General features: G+C 63.7%; 16 protein-coding genes. 5 read left to right on the top strand and 11 right to left on the bottom strand.

What is annotated here, in order from left to right; all coding sequences use genetic code 11:
* Positions 1-11: 11 nt before the first annotated feature.
* Positions 12-1,304 carry an ActS/PrrB/RegB family redox-sensitive histidine kinase gene (locus tag V6766_RS03440; protein WP_448463613.1) on the bottom strand — a complete coding sequence of 431 codons (1,293 nt, stop codon included), beginning with the start codon at positions 1,302-1,304 and terminating at the stop codon, positions 12-14.
* A gap of 13 nt (positions 1,305-1,317) precedes the next feature.
* A complete protein-coding gene (gene hrpB, locus V6766_RS03435; protein WP_448463611.1) occupies positions 1,318-3,780 on the bottom strand; it encodes an ATP-dependent helicase HrpB in 2,463 nt (820 codons plus the stop codon).
* Positions 3,781-4,188: 408 nt separating this feature from the next.
* On the opposite strand from hrpB, the gene V6766_RS03430 reads away from it, so the two are divergent.
* Positions 4,189-4,383 (top strand): hypothetical protein, encoded by a 195-nt coding sequence (locus tag V6766_RS03430; RefSeq protein WP_448463609.1) that lies wholly within the window; start codon positions 4,189-4,191, stop codon positions 4,381-4,383.
* Positions 4,384-4,444: 61 nt separating this feature from the next.
* Here the strand turns inward: V6766_RS03430 and V6766_RS03425 are convergent, their stop codons facing one another.
* The 3 genes from V6766_RS03425 to V6766_RS03415 form a co-directional block, all read right to left on the bottom strand.
* Positions 4,445-5,659, bottom strand: a complete 1,215-nt coding sequence (locus V6766_RS03425; protein WP_448463607.1) for a sensor domain-containing phosphodiesterase — start codon at positions 5,657-5,659, stop codon at positions 4,445-4,447.
* 123 nt (positions 5,660-5,782) lie between these two features.
* Complete coding sequence (locus tag V6766_RS03420) at positions 5,783-6,898, bottom strand: Gfo/Idh/MocA family protein (RefSeq protein WP_448463605.1); 1,116 nt, start codon at positions 6,896-6,898, stop codon at positions 5,783-5,785.
* 11 nt (positions 6,899-6,909) lie between these two features.
* Complete coding sequence (locus tag V6766_RS03415) at positions 6,910-7,617, bottom strand: GntR family transcriptional regulator (RefSeq protein ID WP_448463603.1); 708 nt, start codon at positions 7,615-7,617, stop codon at positions 6,910-6,912.
* Between the two features lie 75 nt (positions 7,618-7,692).
* Here V6766_RS03415 and V6766_RS03410 point away from each other — a divergent pair, with 75 nt between their 5' ends.
* Genes V6766_RS03410 through V6766_RS03400 form a run of 3 tightly spaced genes read left to right on the top strand, consistent with a single transcriptional unit; the run spans position 7,693 to position 10,317 of the window.
* Complete coding sequence (locus V6766_RS03410) at positions 7,693-8,850, top strand: LLM class flavin-dependent oxidoreductase (RefSeq protein WP_448463601.1); 1,158 nt, start codon at positions 7,693-7,695, stop codon at positions 8,848-8,850.
* Entirely contained in the window at positions 8,850-9,740 is an 891-nt protein-coding gene (locus V6766_RS03405; RefSeq protein WP_448463599.1) for an aldo/keto reductase, read from the top strand. Before V6766_RS03410 ends, V6766_RS03405 begins: the two co-directional genes overlap by 1 nt.
* Before the next feature lie 52 nt (positions 9,741-9,792).
* On the top strand, positions 9,793-10,317 hold the full coding sequence (locus V6766_RS03400; RefSeq protein WP_448463597.1) for a flavin reductase family protein: 525 nt from the start codon (positions 9,793-9,795) through the stop codon (positions 10,315-10,317).
* Positions 10,318-10,334: 17 nt separating this feature from the next.
* On the opposite strand, the gene V6766_RS03395 is transcribed toward V6766_RS03400, so the two are convergent.
* The 3 genes from V6766_RS03395 to V6766_RS03385 all read right to left on the bottom strand — a co-directional run bounded on the left by V6766_RS03395 (position 10,335) and on the right by V6766_RS03385 (position 12,277).
* Positions 10,335-10,964, bottom strand: coding sequence for a riboflavin synthase subunit alpha (locus V6766_RS03395; RefSeq protein WP_448463595.1), 630 nt, complete (start codon positions 10,962-10,964; stop codon positions 10,335-10,337).
* 115 nt (positions 10,965-11,079) lie between these two features.
* On the bottom strand, positions 11,080-11,421 hold the full coding sequence (locus V6766_RS03390) for a TfoX/Sxy family protein (RefSeq protein ID WP_448463593.1): 342 nt from the start codon (positions 11,419-11,421) through the stop codon (positions 11,080-11,082).
* Positions 11,411-12,277, bottom strand: a complete 867-nt coding sequence (locus V6766_RS03385) for an SDR family NAD(P)-dependent oxidoreductase (RefSeq protein WP_448463591.1) — start codon at positions 12,275-12,277, stop codon at positions 11,411-11,413. Before V6766_RS03385 ends, V6766_RS03390 begins: the two co-directional genes overlap by 11 nt.
* A gap of 202 nt (positions 12,278-12,479) precedes the next feature.
* Here V6766_RS03385 and V6766_RS03380 point away from each other — a divergent pair, with 202 nt between their 5' ends.
* Complete coding sequence (locus V6766_RS03380; RefSeq protein ID WP_448463589.1) at positions 12,480-13,700, top strand: argininosuccinate synthase; 1,221 nt, start codon at positions 12,480-12,482, stop codon at positions 13,698-13,700.
* Between the two features lie 73 nt (positions 13,701-13,773).
* On the opposite strand, the gene V6766_RS03375 is transcribed toward V6766_RS03380, so the two are convergent.
* The 3 genes from V6766_RS03375 to V6766_RS03365 form a co-directional block, all read right to left on the bottom strand.
* On the bottom strand, positions 13,774-14,463 hold the full coding sequence (locus V6766_RS03375) for a hypothetical protein (protein WP_448463587.1): 690 nt from the start codon (positions 14,461-14,463) through the stop codon (positions 13,774-13,776).
* Between the two features lie 76 nt (positions 14,464-14,539).
* Entirely contained in the window at positions 14,540-15,835 is a 1,296-nt protein-coding gene (locus tag V6766_RS03370) for a multidrug effflux MFS transporter (RefSeq protein ID WP_448463585.1), read from the bottom strand.
* A 14-nt stretch (positions 15,836-15,849) separates the two neighbouring features.
* Positions 15,850-16,287, bottom strand: a complete 438-nt coding sequence (locus tag V6766_RS03365) for a MarR family winged helix-turn-helix transcriptional regulator (protein WP_448463583.1) — start codon at positions 16,285-16,287, stop codon at positions 15,850-15,852.
* Positions 16,288-16,303: the final 16 nt, after the last annotated feature.

The raw sequence follows: 16,303 nt of genomic DNA, 5'->3' as shown, positions 1-16,303 counted from the left end.
AGCCTCTGCCCTCACTCCGTCTCCATCCGCCAGCGCGGCCAGGTGATGGTGATGCGGGCGCCGCCATTGTTTTCGAAGGTCAGCGTTGCGCCGGCGCGTTCCAGCAGCGTCTTGGCGATGAACAGGCCGAGTCCCAGCCCGCCGGCCCGGTTGCCCTCCTCGCGATCGGGTTGGCGGTCCGAAACGAAGGGATCGCCGATGCGCGCGAGAATGTCCGGCGCAAAGCCGCCGCCATCGTCGCTGACGGTGATGGTCACGCGGGTGGCATCATGGCGCGCCTCAATTTTCACGGCGCGGCCGGCATGCTCGACCGCGTTTTCGATGATGTTGCCGAGGCCGTAAAGCACCGCCGGATTGCGCTGGCCCACGGGTTCGGGCCCGTCGCCGTCAATGCTAATCTCCATTTCCGCGACGAACGGCCGGTGGGGGGCCGCCGCCTCCTCCAGCAGCGAGGACAGCGGCAACCGGCGCATATGGCTCTCGTCCTCCTTGGAAAGCGAGGCGAGCCGGGAAAGAATGTCGCGGCAGCGCTGGCTCTGGCTGACGAGCAGTTGCACATCCTCGCCATGGTCTGGATCATCGCCGAGCGCCCGCGCCATTTCCTTGGCCACCACCGAGATCGTCGCAAGCGGCGTTCCGAGCTCGTGGGCGGCGGCGGCGGCCAGTCCGTCAAGCTGCGAGAGGTGCTGTTCGCGCTGCAGCACAAGCTCTGTCGCCGCCAGCGCATCCGAGATCTGCTCGGCCTCCAGCGAAATCCGATGGGCATAGAAGGCGGCGAAGCTCAGCATCGAGACGATTCCGATCCAGATGCCGAATTTCAGCACCGGCTCGATTTGAAGCGAAAGTCCCTCATACCAGGGCAGCGGAAACGGCTCGATCGCCAGCAGCGAAACGCCCGCGACCGCCAGCACCAGAAGCGCCATCGCGTGGCGCAGCGGCAGCGCCGTGAAGGAAATGATCACCGGTACCGAAATCAGCGGCACGAACGGATTGGCAAGCCCGCCCGTCAGATAAAGCAGGGCGGTGAGCTGGGCGAGGTCGAAGCCGAGCAGCGCGAAGGCGAAACGCGGCTCCACCCGCTGCGTTGCCGGATAGCGCAACGTCAGGATCAGATTGCCGAGGGCGAGCGCGGCGATCAGCGCAAACACGGGAATGATCGGCATCGAGAAGTCGATCCCGAAGGCCACGAAGGTCGCGGTCGTGGTCTGGCCCGCGACCGCCAGCCAGCGCAACCGCACCAGCGTCTGCAGGCGCAGGCTGCGGCGGCGTTCCTTCTCCAGCATTTCCGGCGGCGGCGCCCTCATTTTGGCTCTCCTCTCACGTTCCGCGCGGCTTGGCCCTGCGGGTGGCTTCGGCCTCGGCCGGGTTTTCCGGCCAGAGATGTTTCGGATATCGCCCGCGCATGTCGGCGCGCACATCCTTCCACGATCCGGCCCAGAAGCCGGGCAGATCGCGGGTCGTCTGGATCGGCCGTCCGGCGGGCGAGGTCAGCTCCAGAAGCAGCGGCACGGAGCCTGCAATCGTCGGGTGTGATTTCAGCCCGTAAAGCATCTGCACCCGGATCGACAGCACCGGCTCGTCGCCATCATAGCGGATCGGCAGCCGGTCGCCGGTGGGCGCGGTGAAATGGGTGGGCGCCAGCCGGTCGAGATCGGCGGCGAGCGGATAGGGCAGCAGCGATTTCAGCCCGTCCGTCAGGCTCTTTGGGGTGATCGCGGCAATAGACGTCTGGCCGGTCTGGAACGGCGTGAACCAGATATCGAGGCTTTCGAGCAATCCCTCGTCGCTGACATCCGGCCAAGGCGGGCCGAGCTTGCGGTGGAGGAAGCCGATGCGCTCTCTCAGATGCGCCGCCTCCTTCGGAAAATCGATGAGCGCCAGTCCGTGCTGGCGCAGCCCCTCGGCAAGGGCCTCGGCTGCCTGCTCACCCGCAGGCCTCTTCACCGCGCGTTCGGACAGCACCAGCGCCCCGAGCCGGCGGACATGGCGGGCGCGCACCGACAGGCTGTCGCGGTCGAACACGCATTCCTCCAGCGTCTCGATCCCCGGCTGCGTTTCGATAACGGCGCGCGACAGCGGGCAGGCGGCGAGTACGCGCCCGCGCGCGGCCGAGCCGGTCAGATCGGCGATGACCAGAAAATCCTCGCCGGCGAGCGGATCGTCCTCGGCAAGCTCGGCCCCGCGCCCGTTCGCCATCAGATAGCGCCCGCGCCCCCCGCGCGCCATCGCGATCCGGTCGGGAAAGGCATGGATCAGCGCTTCGCCGGGGTCGAACGGGCCGTCCGCGCGGCCGCTGCCCGCCGCCTTTGCGATCCGGTCCGCAAGGCCGCGCGCGGCCTCGGCGCGGGGTGAGCGGTCGGCGGCAAACCGCCGCAGCCGCTCCGACAGATCGATGCTTGGACCGCCAAGCCCCTGCTCGCTCATCAGCACGGCAAGCCGCGCGGCGTCTCGGGCATGGCCTTCGCGGCTGGCCGCGATCACCATGGCGGCAAGGCGCGGCGGCAGCGACAGCGCGCGGATGCGCTCGCCGGTTTCGGTCAGCCGGTCATCCTCTCCCAGCGCACCGAGGGCGGCCAGCAGTTTCCTGGCTTCGGCAAGGGCCGGCGCGGGCGGTTGATCGGGAAAGGCAAGCTGCGCCGGATCGGTGACGCCCCAATGGGCGAGATCGAGAACCAGGCCGGAGAGATCGGATTTCATGATTTCCGGCGGGCTGAAGGGGGCAAGGGCCGCGGTCTGGCCCTCGTGCCAGAGCCGCAGGGCAATCCCCGGCGCGGTTCGCCCGGCGCGGCCGGCGCGCTGGTCGGCGGCGGCGCGCGATACCTTCACGGTTTCCAGCCTTGTGATGCCGGTGGCCGGTTCATAGGCGGGCTGGCGCTGCAATCCGCTGTCGATAACGATGGTGACGCCGTCGATGGTGATCGAGGTTTCGGCGATCGAGGTGGCGAGCACCACCTTGCGGCGACCCGCCGGTGCGGGCTTGATCGCCGCATCCTGCTCGGCGCGGGTGAGATTGCCGTAAAGCGGCGCGATGTCGGTGTCTTCCCCCACCCTTCCCTCAAGTCGCTCGGCGGTGCGGCGGATATCGGCCTGGCCCGGCAAGAAGGCGAGGATCGAGCCTTTCTCTGCGGCCAGCATGGCGCGCACGGCATCGGCGACGCTGTCCTCTATGCGCGATTGCGGCGGCCGGGCCTGATAGCGGAGCTCGACGGGATAGGCCCTGCCTTTGCTTTCGATCACCGGCGCATCGCCGAGAAGGGCGGCAATGCGGGCGACATCCAGCGTCGCGGACATCACCAGAATATTGAGATCCTCACGCAGGCCGGCGCGGATATCGAGGGCGAGCGCCAACCCGAAATCGGCATCGAGCGAGCGTTCGTGGAATTCGTCGAAGATCACCGTTGCAATGCCGGCAAGCTCGGGGTCTTCGAGAGCCATGCGGGCGAAGACGCCCTCCGTCACCACCTCGATGCGTGTGCGGGCCGAGACTTTGGTGTCGAGCCGCATGCGATAGCCAACGGTGCCGCCGGGCTCCTCGCCGAGAAGGGAGGCCATGCGGAAGGCGCTGGCGCGGGCGGCAAGCCGGCGCGGCTCAAGCAGGATAATTCTCCCGGGCGGGCCGGTTTCGAGAAGATGCAGCGGCACCAGCGTGGTCTTGCCGGCGCCGGGCGGGGCGGAAAGGACGGCGCGGCCATGGCTCTTCAGCGCCGCCGTCAGCGGCTCCAGCACGGCGGTGACGGGCAGCGCCCTGGCTTCGTCCTTCATGTGTTGGCGGTCCTGCATTGCATCCGCATCCTGATAGAGCAAAAGCGCGGCTCGGGCAAAGCGTGGTTTGGTCACGCTTCATCGATCGGCTCGGTGCGGACCGACCAGCCTCATTTATCGGCGAACCCGCGAATTTCTGGTTGGGGGAGTCCGCTTCCAGCGATCAGCCGGATGCAGCTTTCTCAAGGGTCTGTCGAGTTGCGCGCACGTGGGCAACTAATCATTCTCTGAGAATAAGAAGTTGTTATGTCATATTCGTCTCGATCATGGGTTGCATAAAATATTATAATATAAATCTCCCCAATAGTTAAAAAATAGACAATCATTAGCATTGTCTATATGAGAAGTATAATGTATATTATTTTTAAAACTTATAATTATTGTGTACGGGCGCGCCCCAACAACAATAATAAATGAGGTGAGGGAATGCATGATATCAGTGCGGAAAATCAGGAGCGCATTGGCCGCTTGCTGATTTCGGAATCAAAGAAAATACGGATGGTGCGATCCATAGAATCCACTTTGGATCTTGCCATGAAGCTTGGGTACAGCACGGCGGCGGTCCGCCTCTACGGCGCGCTTGAGCTGATCCATAATGAACACGACCTCGGTGAAGGTTGAAAACGCCAGGCAGAACGCGCCGCCACGGGAAACCGTTGCGGCGCAGTTGTGTCGATAGTCTTTAGCTTCTTTCCGCCAGCCATTCCTGCGCACCGCCGATGTCCATCGGTCTGCCGAACAGGTAGCCCTGGCCCAGATCGACCTTGAGGCGGAGCAGGGTTGCGTATTCCTCTTCGGTTTCCACGCCTTCGGCGATGGTGAGCGCGCCGGTCTTGCGGGCGAAGTCGACCATGCCGAGGACCAGCGCCTGTTTGGCGAGGTTGGCGTTGATGTCGCGCACCAGTTCGATGTCGAGCTTGAGAATATCCGGCCGCATGCGCAAAAGCGCGATCAGGCCGGAGAACCCGGCGCCGACATCATCGGCGGCGGTGCGTATGCCCCGCCGACGCAGACCTTCGAGCGCGGTTGCGAGTTCGTTGAAATCCTCCGCCACGTCGTGCTCGGTGATCTCCACCACAAGCCGCTCCGGCGGTATATGGCCGATCGCGTCAAGCAGAGCGTCGCTGGTAATGGTCTGCGGCGAGGCGTTGAAGCCGATCGCCATTTCCTGCGGGATGTCGCCGAGCAGTGCCAGGGCTTTTTCAATGGCCGCTATCTCGAGCTCGACCTGGCGGCCCACCTGCCGGGCCTCCTCGAACCAGATATTGGGAGGCCCGCCGCCGGCAAACCGCGACAGCGCCTCGAACTTGATCGGCCGCAGGGTTTCAAGATCCACCACCGGCTGCAACACGATCCTGAAGCCGTCCGCGGCAAGCGCGCTGTCCAGGCGGGCATTGATATCGGCGATCTCGGCGCGGCGGCGCAGGCCGTCATTGATCTGGTTGCCGGCAAGCCCGGCAAAGGTCTCCATCACCGCAAGGTCACGTTCGCCGAGGCTTTCATGCGGGGTGGTGCGCAGGCAGCAAAGCATGCCGTATACCTCGCCGTTGTCGCGGTAGACCGGCAGGCTCATATGCGCGCCGATCGGCACGTTGTGCGTGATCGGCATGGCCACCGCCACCGGGTGCTGGCTGGTGTCGGTCATCAGGTTCGGCAACACGCCGTCGAGAATGTGCTGACAATAGACCTCGGAAAGCGGGATGACCGATCCCGGGCTGATAAGCGCCTCGAAACCCGGCGCGCTGACGGCGCGGAAAACCGACTGGCCATCGACGATCTCGGAAAGATAGGCGACCTCCATGTCAAAATGCTTGCGCACCGTCTCAAGGATGATGTCGACGGCATCCCTGGGCTGGTCTGTCGGGCCCAGGGTCAGGTTCAGGGGTAGGCGACCCATCGTTTTGCGTCCGCTGTTTCGTGCTCGTCGGCATGCTACAGCGGTTCTTGTGTTGCCGTCCAGTTTGAAGGTGCGTCATGCGCAACGGAACGATCGCTTTGGTGTTGAATTTCTTGCCTTTTATCAAGTCTGGACCCTGAAATGGTCGCCTTCGAGCTTCACCGCGTGGCCGCTCATGGCCGATTGCTGGGCGGCGTGGCCCATGGCAACAGCCCACCAGCCATCCTCCAGGCTCACCTCCACCGGCCGCGAACCGGCGATCGCGGCGACAAAACTCTGGTGCTGGTAGAAGGTCGAGCCGTTGTGGTCGCCCGCCATCAGAAGCGTTGGATCAACCGGGATCCCGACCTCGCGCGGGTCCTTGGGATGGCGCGGAGAATAGGCCATGCGGGCTTCCGGCGGCGCGCCGAGATGGGCGGGCCAGAAGCGGGTCGGGCCGGGCACATGGCATTCGATCTTGCCGTTCGGCCCGATCGCGGAAATCTCTTCCTGAAACCGCGAGCCCTCGGCGAACATGCAAAGCTCCAGCGCCGCGCGGGTTCCGGAGGCGAAATCGACGATCACATAGGCATGGTCCCAGACATCCGGCCGCTCATGGCCGTCGATCATCTCGTCACGATGGTTGAAGGCCTGACCGCCGCTCGCCATGATCCGCACGGGATCGCTTTTCATCACCAGCCGCATCAGGTCGAAGAAATGGCAGCATTTCTCCACCAGCGTGCCGCCGGAATAGCGGTTGAACCGGTTCCAGTTGCCCACCTTGTTTAGAAACGGAAAGCGATGTTCGCGGATGGTCAGCATCCGCACGCCGCCGGTCACGCTGTCCGCCTCGCTTACAAGCCGCGCGATCGGCGGCATGTAGCGGTATTCCATCGCCACCCAGACAGGCGCGGGATAACTTGCCTTGAAGGCGGTCACCCGGGCGGTGTCGCCGGGGTCGGTAAAAAGTGGCTTTTCCACCATCAGCGGCAGCGGCCGCGTGCGGGCGATCTCCTCCATTTGCGACAGGTGCAGGTGGTTGGGGCTTGCGATCAGCAGGCAGTTGATCGCCTCCACCGCGAGCAGATCGGCGAGGCTGTCGCAAAGCCTTGCCTGCGGGGCGAGTGCTGCCGCTTTCGCGCGCATTTCCGGATTGGGCTCGAAGATCGCGCCGATTTCCGCGTCAGGCAGAAGCGCGATATTGCGCAGATGCTCCTGGCCCATCATGCCGCAGCCGATAATGCCGTAAATTGCCTTCACCTCAGCCCCTCCTATTTGAGCCGCGCGACATAACGCGCCACCGCCGGGTCGAACCATGTGTATGAAAATTCCGCCTTCTCGCCGTCCCGGTCGAAGGAGATGCGTTGCACCTCGGGAACGGGTGCGCTGGACGCGAGCCCAAAATCATCCGGGGCCCAGTCCGGCACCCGGCCAAGCCCGATCCGGTCCTCGGCCCGCGTGATCCAGAGCCCCAGCCGGGTGCGGTAATGGAGATAGAGGCTTTCGGAAAGATCGGTCATGGTGAGCGTCTCGGCATAGGCGGCGTCGAGCCAGATTTCCTCAAGCGCCGCGAATTTCTTGCCGACGAAGCGGCGGCGGCGGATGCGGTGGGCCCTCGCCGAGGCGCCGAACGCCGGCAAATCCGCCGGCTTTTCCATAAGGTCCACCGAAATCGCCGTTGCCGTCGGGAGGCCGCCGCCTTCGATCAGTTCCAGCCGGAACATAGTGTAGACGCTCGCCGGATCGGCGATCGCGCGCACGTAATTGCCGGAGCCCTGGCGGCGCTCCAGCAGGCCGCGCGTTTCCAGTTCGTTGAGCGCCTTGCGCAGCGTGCCGACCGCGACATTCAGCTCGGCGGCAAGCTTGCGCTCGGGCGCGAGCTTTTCGCCATCGACCAGCCGACCGGCCGCCAGATCGCGCACGATCAGTTCCACGATCTGCAGATAGACCGGAAGGCTGCCATCATTGCGGGATTTCATCGTCACCTCAAAATTGATACACTATTGATTTACTAAAAATTTGATGATACGCAAGCAAAAAATTGGGAGAAACGCATGTCCGTCGTGCCCGTCACATCCGCCGAACTGAACGCTGCCGAAGTCTCGTGGTTTTCCGCGCTGTGTTCGGATGATTACGCCTATCTCGGCGTGCCGGACGGCAGCCTTCGCTCATCCTTCGACCATTGTTCCGATATCGTGAAGAGGGCGGAAGGCCACGGCTTCCGCAACATCCTCTGCCCGTCCTCCTATCAGGTGGGGCAGGACACGTTGAGTTTCGTGGCGGGATGCGCGCCCATTACTGAAAAGATCAACTTTCTGGCGGCGATCCGCTGCGGCGAGATGCAGCCGATCATGCTGGCGCGCACGGTCGCCACCCTCGATCACATGCTGAAGGGCCGGCTGACGCTGAACGTGATCTCCTCGAATTTTCCGGGCGAGGAGGCTGACAGCGCCTATCGCTACCGCCGCAGCCATGAGGTGGTGGAGATATTGCGTCAAGCCTGGACCCGCGACGAAATCAATTACGACGGCGAGATCTACAAGTTTAAGAACGTGACGACCGAGCCCGCGCGGCCCTACCAGCAAAATGGCGGGCCGCTGCTCTATTTCGGCGGCTATTCGCCGGATGCGCTGGAACTGTGCGGCGCGCAATGCGATGTCTATCTGATGTGGCCGGAGACCAAGGACCAGCTCGCCGAACGGATGAAGGCGGTTCATGAACGCGCCGCAGCCCACGGCCGTACGCTGGATTACGGTCTCAGGGTCCATGTGATCGTGCGCGATACCGAGAAGGAAGCGCGGGAATATGCCGATCATCTGGTCTCGAAGCTTGATGACGAATATGGAAGGCTGATCCGCGACCGGGCCCATGACGCCGCCTCGCTCGGCGTCTCGCATCAGGCCCGCGCGCGCGAACTTGCCGACCAGTTCGGCTATGTCGAGCCCGGTCTTTGGACCGGCATCGGCCGGGCGCGTTCGGGCTGTGGGGCAGCGCTGGTCGGCTCCACCGATCAGGTGCTGTCGAAGCTTGCCGAATATCGCGAGATGGGCATCCGCGCCTTCATTCTCTCCGGCTATCCGCATCTCGACGAGGCCGACCATTTCGGAACAAAGGTCCTGCCTGCGCTTGAGACCTGCTCGCTGCCCCATGTATATGGCCGGGTACCAGAAACCACACCGGCAACGCCGCTCGGCGTTGGAGAGAGGCATTGATGCAGCGGGTCGATATTGCGAAGGATTTGAGTTTCAGCCGTCTGGTCTACGGCATGTGGCGGATTGCCGAGGGCGAGACGTCGCCGGCGACCGTTCAGGCCAAGGTGGAGGCGTGCCTGGCGCAGGGTATCACCACCATGGACAATGCCGATATCTATGGCGGCTACACCGCTGAGGCGGTTCTCGGCGGCGCGCTGAAGGCTTCGCCCGGCCTGCGCGACAGGATCGAGATCGTCACCAAATGCGGCATCGTCGCGCCCATGGGCCGGCATTCGGCCAAGCGGGTGAAGCATTACGACACCTCGGCGCAGCATATCCGCGCCTCGGTTGAGGCCTCACTTCGGGACATGGGAACCGATCATGTCGACCTCCTGCTGATCCACCGTCCCGATCCGATGATCGATCCGGAGGAGACCGGCCGGGTGCTGGACGATCTGGTGGCCGACGGCAAGATCCTTGCCGCCGGCGTTTCCAATTTCCGCCCGCATGATTTCACCCTGCTGCAGGCCAATATGGAAACCTGGCTCGCCACCAACCAGATCGAACTGGGCCTGCTGGCGACCGATCCCTTCACCAATGGCGACCTCGCCTTCCTGCAGGAGCGCAAGTTGCCGGTCATGGCATGGTCGCCGCTTGGCGGCGGCCGGCTGTTTGTCGAAGCCAGCGCACCGCTGCTTGCCGCGCTGGAGACGATCGGCAAGCGCTTCGGCGTCGATGCCTCCGCCGTCGCGATCGCGTGGCTGCTGGCGCATCCCGCCAATATCCTGCCCGTGCTCGGTACCAACAATCTCGACCGCATTGCCGCGATTTCCGATGCCGAGAAGGTCGAGCTCGACCGCCAGGACTGGTTCGCGCTGTTCGAGACCGCGCGCGGATACGAGGTTCCATAGCGCATTTCGCAGTCACGCCGGACGTCCGCGAAAATGCGGCAAGACATGGAGAATGACAGTGCACCAGATGGCGTTTGCAAAAGACAGTGTGTTCGTGCCCGACCCGACCGACAACCGCCGCTATCGCCATGCGCTGGGCGCGTTTTCGACCGGGGTCACCGTGGTCACGCTGCAGGGCGATGCCGGGCCGCAGGGCATGACGGTCAACAGTTTCGCCTCGGTCTCGCTCGATCCGCCGCTGGTGCTGTGGTCGCCGGCCAAGTCTTCGCGCCGCCACGACCTGTTTGCCGGGGCGCGCCATTTCGCCATCCATGTGCTGAAGGCCGACCAGCACGACCTTTCCGCCCGCTTCACCCGCGGCGGAGCGGCGTTCGAAGGCCTCGCCCATCATCTGAACGAAGAGGGCGTGCCGGTGCTTGCGGGCACGCTGGCCCGGTTCGAATGCGCCCGCGCCGATGCCCATGACGCCGGCGATCACACCATCGTCGTCGGCCGCGTGCTGCGCGCCGCCCACGGCGAAGGCGAACCGCTGATCTTCTCACGCGGCGCCTTCGGCCGGTTTGCCCATTGTAGCTGAAAATTCCGCTTGTCCGGTCAGCGCCCTGCAACCAGCCCCGGCAGGACGCGTGAGACGGTGCGTTCGATGACGTCGACCAGCACCATGGTCTGGTGATCCACCTCGATGTTCAGGAGGTCGCCGGGCCTGTAGCGGGAGAATGTGGTCTGGCGCAGCGTTTCCGGGATCAGGTTGATGGTGAACAGGTTGTCCTCGACCTCCGCCACCGTCAGGCTGCAGCCGTTGACCGCCAGGAACCCGCGCGGGAAGATGTATTTCGCCCATTCTGCCGGCACGCGGAAGCGGATGAAGGCCCGTTCCTCCGCGGTGCTGATTGCCTCCACGGTGGCGGTTGTCGCCACATGGCCGGCGATCACGTGGCCGCCGTTCTCGTCGGTCATCTTGGCCGAGCGTTCCAGATTGACGCCGTCGCCTGTGGCAAGCGCGCCGAGATTGGTGCGCTCCAGCGTGGCATTCATGGCGTCGAAGGTGACGTCGTTGCCGGAAATCCCGGTGACCGACAGGCAGACGCCCTCGATATTCACGCTCGCGCCGAGCTTCAGCCCCTCCAGCAGTTCATCGGTGAAGGCCACCGTGAAGGTCTTGCCGCCGGGATAGGCGGTGATGTCGGAAAGCGGCCGGACGGCCTGGACGATGCCGGTATACATGGAAGAACGCTCCTGCTGACGCATCGCGGCTCGGGCGATGCTTTCGGCAATATGAGAGGATGAAGCCGTCGGGACAAGGGCCGCGGCGTCGACAATGCGTCTACATCCCGGTCATCTATGCCTTCGGCGGCAGCGAGTAGGCGTTCTCCACCGCGATCGACATCCATTCCTCGAAATGGGTATCACTGACGTCGTCGGCATCGACGTAATAGAAGCCGGACATTTTTCGGCCGCCATGGACCATCGGCTCGGACTGTCCAAGTTTCGCGGCTGCATCGGCGTTTTCCTTGCCGATGCGGAACAGGAAGCGGCCTTCGCCGTTGCGCCGGCTGGCGGCGACCACCATGTGGCCGTTCACCAGAAAGCAGAGCCCGCCGAACATCTTCTTCTCACCGAGCCCTTCCAGCCCTTCGAGACGATCGCGAACCCTGGCGCTCAGTTCCTCGTCAATGGCCATCGCTGTTCCCGTTCAGATAGGCCTTGAAGGCCTCGCCGTAATCGGGATGCCAGCGCGACAGCGGCGGGCGGTTTTCGACGATGTCGCCGATCGCCCACATCATCCGCTTCTCGTCGGTGGCGCGATCGACCTCGCCATCGGGGCACAGAATGTAGAAATCGCCCGCCTCCAGGCTTTTCAGCATGAACTCGACGGTCTGTTTCGGCGTCCAGGCGCCCTTCGGCTTTTCGTCGCGGCCATTGGCGGTCAGCGGCGTGAACACGAAGCCGGGGATCAGCAGATGCGCCTCGAGTTTGCAGCCCTCGATATTGCGCAGTTCGTGCTGCAGCGCCTCGGTGAACGCCTTCACCCCGGCCTTGGCGACATTGTAGGCCGGGTTGCCGGGGGGCGTGGTGATGCCCTGCTTGGAGCCGGTATTGATGATCACTGCCGGCTCGCCATGGGCGCGCATCTCGGGCGCGAAGATGCGGGTGCCGTTGATGACGCCCGTAAGATTGACGCCGATGATCCGGTCCCAAGGCATCTGCTTGCCGAATATGGCGGTGCCGGGCTGGATGCCTGCATTGTTCATCAGCACATGGATATTGCCGAAGGCGCGGTTGGCGGCGCGCTCAAGCTCCTCCAGTTCCGACAGATCGGAGACGTCGGTCGCATGCGCCAGGGCTTTCACGCCCTTCTTTTCGGCAAGCTCCGCCAGTTCGTTGCCGGCCCGCTTCAGCCGCTCGCCCTTCAGGTCGGCGATCATCACATTCATGCCGAGGTCGATAAAGGCCTTGGCGGCGGCAAGGCCGATGCCGGATGCGCCGCCGGTAATGACAGCGGAATTGCCCGCTTTGAGTGCCGGATGCTGGCTCATGATATCCTCCCGTTTTCCGCCTTTTGCCAAGTCGCCAGGGCGCGCGGTTTGTTTCCCGGAAGACTTTTTGGCAGATGAAACGGCATGTCAATGCGCAAATCGTCCGGCGCGCGCGGCGCTTCGCCACGGTTTTCCTTGCGTGGCCGCGCAAAGCCGCTAAAACGGCTCACACATTCAAAACGCGATATGGACCTGAACTCACATGGCAACGCACAAAGACGTCAAGAAGGTCGTGCTCGCCTATTCCGGCGGACTCGACACCTCGATCATCCTGAAATGGCTGCAGACCGAACTCGGCGCTGAAGTCGTCACCTTCACCGCCGATCTCGGCCAGGGCGAGGAGCTGGAACCGGCGCGCCTGAAAGCCGAACAGGCGGGCGTGAAGGAAATCTTCATCGAGGATGTGCGTGAGGAATTCGTGCGCGATTTCGTGTTCCCGATGTTCCGCGCCAATGCCGTCTATGAGGGCGTCTACCTGCTCGGCACCTCGATCGCCCGGCCGCTGATCTCCAAGCACCTGATCGAGATCGCCGAGAAGACCGGTGCGGATGCCATTGCTCACGGCGCCACCGGCAAGGGCAATGACCAGGTCCGCTTCGAAATGTCGGCCTATGCGCTGAACCCGGACATCAAGATCATCGCGCCGTGGCGCGACTGGTCGTTCAAGAGCCGGACCGATCTTCTGGAATTCGCCGAAAGCCACCAGATCCAGATCGCCAAGAACAAGCGCGGCGAAGCGCCGTTCTCGGTCGACGCCAACCTGCTGCATTCCTCCTCCGAAGGTCGCGTGCTGGAAGACCCGGCGATCGAAGCCCCGGAATATGTGCATATGCGCACGGTCTCGCCGGAAGCCGCCCCCGACAAGGCGACCATCATCAAGGTCGGGTTTGAGAAGGGCGATGCCGTTTCGATCAATGGCGAGCGCCTGAGCCCGGCGACGATCCTCGCAAAGCTCAACGATTACGGCCGCGACAACGGCATCGGCCGGCTTGATCTGGTCGAAAACCGCTTCGTCGGCATGAAGTCGCGCGGCGTCTACGAGACCCCCGGCGGCACCATCCTGCTCGCCGCCCACCGCGCGATCGAGAGCATCACGCTTGACCGGGGTGCGGCGCACCTCAAGGACGAGCTGATGCCGAAATATGCCGAGCTGATCTATTATGGCTTCTGGTTCTCGCCGGAACGGGCGATGCTGCAGGCCGCGATCGACAAGAGCCAGGAGCATGTCGAAGGCGAGGTGACGCTGAAGCTCTACAAGGGCAATGTCATGGTCATCGGCCGCGAGAGCGACAAATCGCTCTACTCCGAAGCCCTCGTCACCTTCGAGGACGACCACGGCGCCTACGACCAGAAAGACGCCGCCGGCTTCATCAAGCTCAATTCGCTGCGTCTGCGCACGCTCGCCAAGCGCGACCGGATGTGAGCAATCTTGCAAGACGAGGCGGCGACCCAGTTGCCTCGTCGACCTCGCCTCCGGGGACCTCACCCCGACGGCGTCAGACGATCTTTTCGAGCGTCAGATAGACCTGGCACAGCGCCACGGCGATATAGACACTGACGAACCAGTTGATGGCGCCGGTGATCGGGATGATGACGAGCCAGTGAAGCCATGTCGCATCGGAAAGTCCGAGCGGGCTGTCAATCTGGACGAGCGCGAAACCGATGGCGAGCACCCCCAGCGATAAGAGCGTGAACCGCCAAGCAAGCGAGCCGAAACTCGCCTGACCGCGCTTTCGCGCTGCCCGGAATGTCGGGTTTTCACCATAGACATATGCCGGGAGCCATGTGCCGAAATAGGCAATACCCCAGACCGCGGAAAGCTCGAGAAGCACGGTACCCCCGTAGATCAGGGCGATGCTGACGTTCACATTCGTCAGATCGACAAGGGTCACGGCCAGAAGCAGCAGGATTGGAATGGCCACCGATATGGCCACGATGACAAGATCGCGCCAGACGAAGCCGAACAGTTCCGCAGGCGCGACCCCCGCGCCGGGGCTGAAGGGGTTCAAGGAGGCCTGTCGCAGGAGCCGCCTGTAGATGAGAAAGAGAACCGCGCTGCTTGCGACGATCTCCAGCAGGCTCGCGATGGCGGCGGGCGCGAGCGCGGGAAGAACCGCCGTCGCGACGATCACGATCGCAAAGAACCTGACATTGGCCCGCATGAAACCGAGCGCATTGCGCAACATGGTCTGTGCCCCCGGAATGACAACCTCAACCTTAGAGAGCTTGCGCTATAAATACCAGTAAAAGGCGAAGTATCCGCTATTTCATTGCTGCGGAACGCTGGGGGTCCTTGTTCCAGTCGTCGCCGGCGGTGGGCTGTTCGGAGGGCTCCCGGATTTCCGGCGATGCCGGCTCTCGCCTTTCGATCAGGCGCAGCCAGAGATAGCAGGCGACCGCAATTGCGCCCATGGCCGGCACCATGATCTGCATGGCGAGCACGGGCGAGCCGAGGGCGGCGGCGATCATGCCGGTGACGAGGCCCGAGCCCATCTGCATGAAGCCCATCATCGCCGAGGCGGAGCCGGCGATATCGGGAAAGGGCAGCAGCGCGGCATTGGTGATATAGGGCATCAGGAAGGCGATGCCGAAGGCGAAGCAGCCGACCGGCAGCATGACCGAAAGATAGGAGATCGGCAGAACCTCCGTGGAAATGGCGAGTGAAACCGCGCCGAGGGCGACGAATAACAGGCCGAACCCGACCTGGGCGCGCGAGGTAAACCAGCGCAGCAAAATCCGGAAGACTACCGAGCCGGAGAAATAGCAGCCGGTCTGCATCAGCATGCCGAGGCCGAATTGCGAGGGCGTGAGGCCGGCAACATTGATCATCACGAAGGGCAGGATCGAGGCGAGCGCGTAAAGTGAACCGGTGGAAGCGGCGATGATCAGCGACGAGGCCATGAAGTGCTGGCTGCGCAACAGCCGGCCATAGGCCTTGAGCAACGGCAGCGGCCGGGCCTTGGCGCGATCCGGCTTTCCGGTCTCCGGCATCAAGAGAAGCACCAGCGCACCGAGCGTGAGGCCGAAGCCAATCATGGCGACGAAGATCGCCTTCCAGCCGACGAGCGAAAGGATGATGCCGCCGATGGTGGGCGCGATCGCGGGTCCGGTGGCCAGCATGATGCCGAGCATGTTGAGGATTCGCGAGGCCGGCTCGCCGGTGAACTGGTCGCGCACGATCGCGCGGCCGACGGTGAGCCCCACCGATGCGCCGATGCCCTGTATCAGGCGGCCAGCCAACAGCATCGACACGCTGCCCGCGAAGGCGGCGAGGATGCTGCCGAGCAGATAGAGCGCCAGGAACCACACGACCGTACGCCGCCGCCCGAACGCATCCGACAGCGGGCCGGTGGCGAGCATGGCGAAGGCGAAACCGCCGAAATAGAGCGACAGCGAAAGCTTGATCGCGCCATCGGTTGTGGCAAGCGCCTGCGTCAGCGCCGGCATGGCGGGCGTATAGAGCGACAGCGAAATCGGCCCGAGCATGGAGAGCGCCGCGCCCAGCACGCTTGTGCGCCCTTCGCTCATCAACGGCCGGGTTGGGTTGGGGTGACTCATCCTTGTGTCATCTTTCAAAGGCGCGCGAAATTGTCGCGCATGGTCCTGAGCGCCCGGAAAAGCGCCTGCCTGTCGCTTTCGGGAAGGTCCGCCTGCAGGCGCGCCACCAGATCGTCGGAATGAGCGCGGATGTCTGCGAGCACGACCTTGCCCTTTTCCGTCATCGATACGCATCTGGCGCGCCCGTCCTTCGGATCGACGCGGCGCTCGATCAGGCCGGCCTTTTCCAGCCCGTCCACATAGCGCGACAGCGTCATCGGTTCGATGCCGAGCGCCACCGCGATCTCGCTTTGGCGCACGCCGTTGCTGGCGGCAATGCGGGTCAGGGCGCGCGCCTCGCCCGGCGTGACGCCGAGCCCGCTTTTTGCGATCTCGCGTTCGAAGGCTGCGCGAAACAGCCGCGCCACATCGCTCAGAAGAAAACCGAGCCTTTCGGTTGACGCTTTCGTCATTCCATTTCTCATCATC

It is taken from the genome of Martelella sp. AMO21009, from assembly GCF_053484295.1.
The sequence above is the reverse complement of the archived record's forward strand: the minus strand, read 5'-3'. Positions and strand labels throughout refer to the sequence as shown.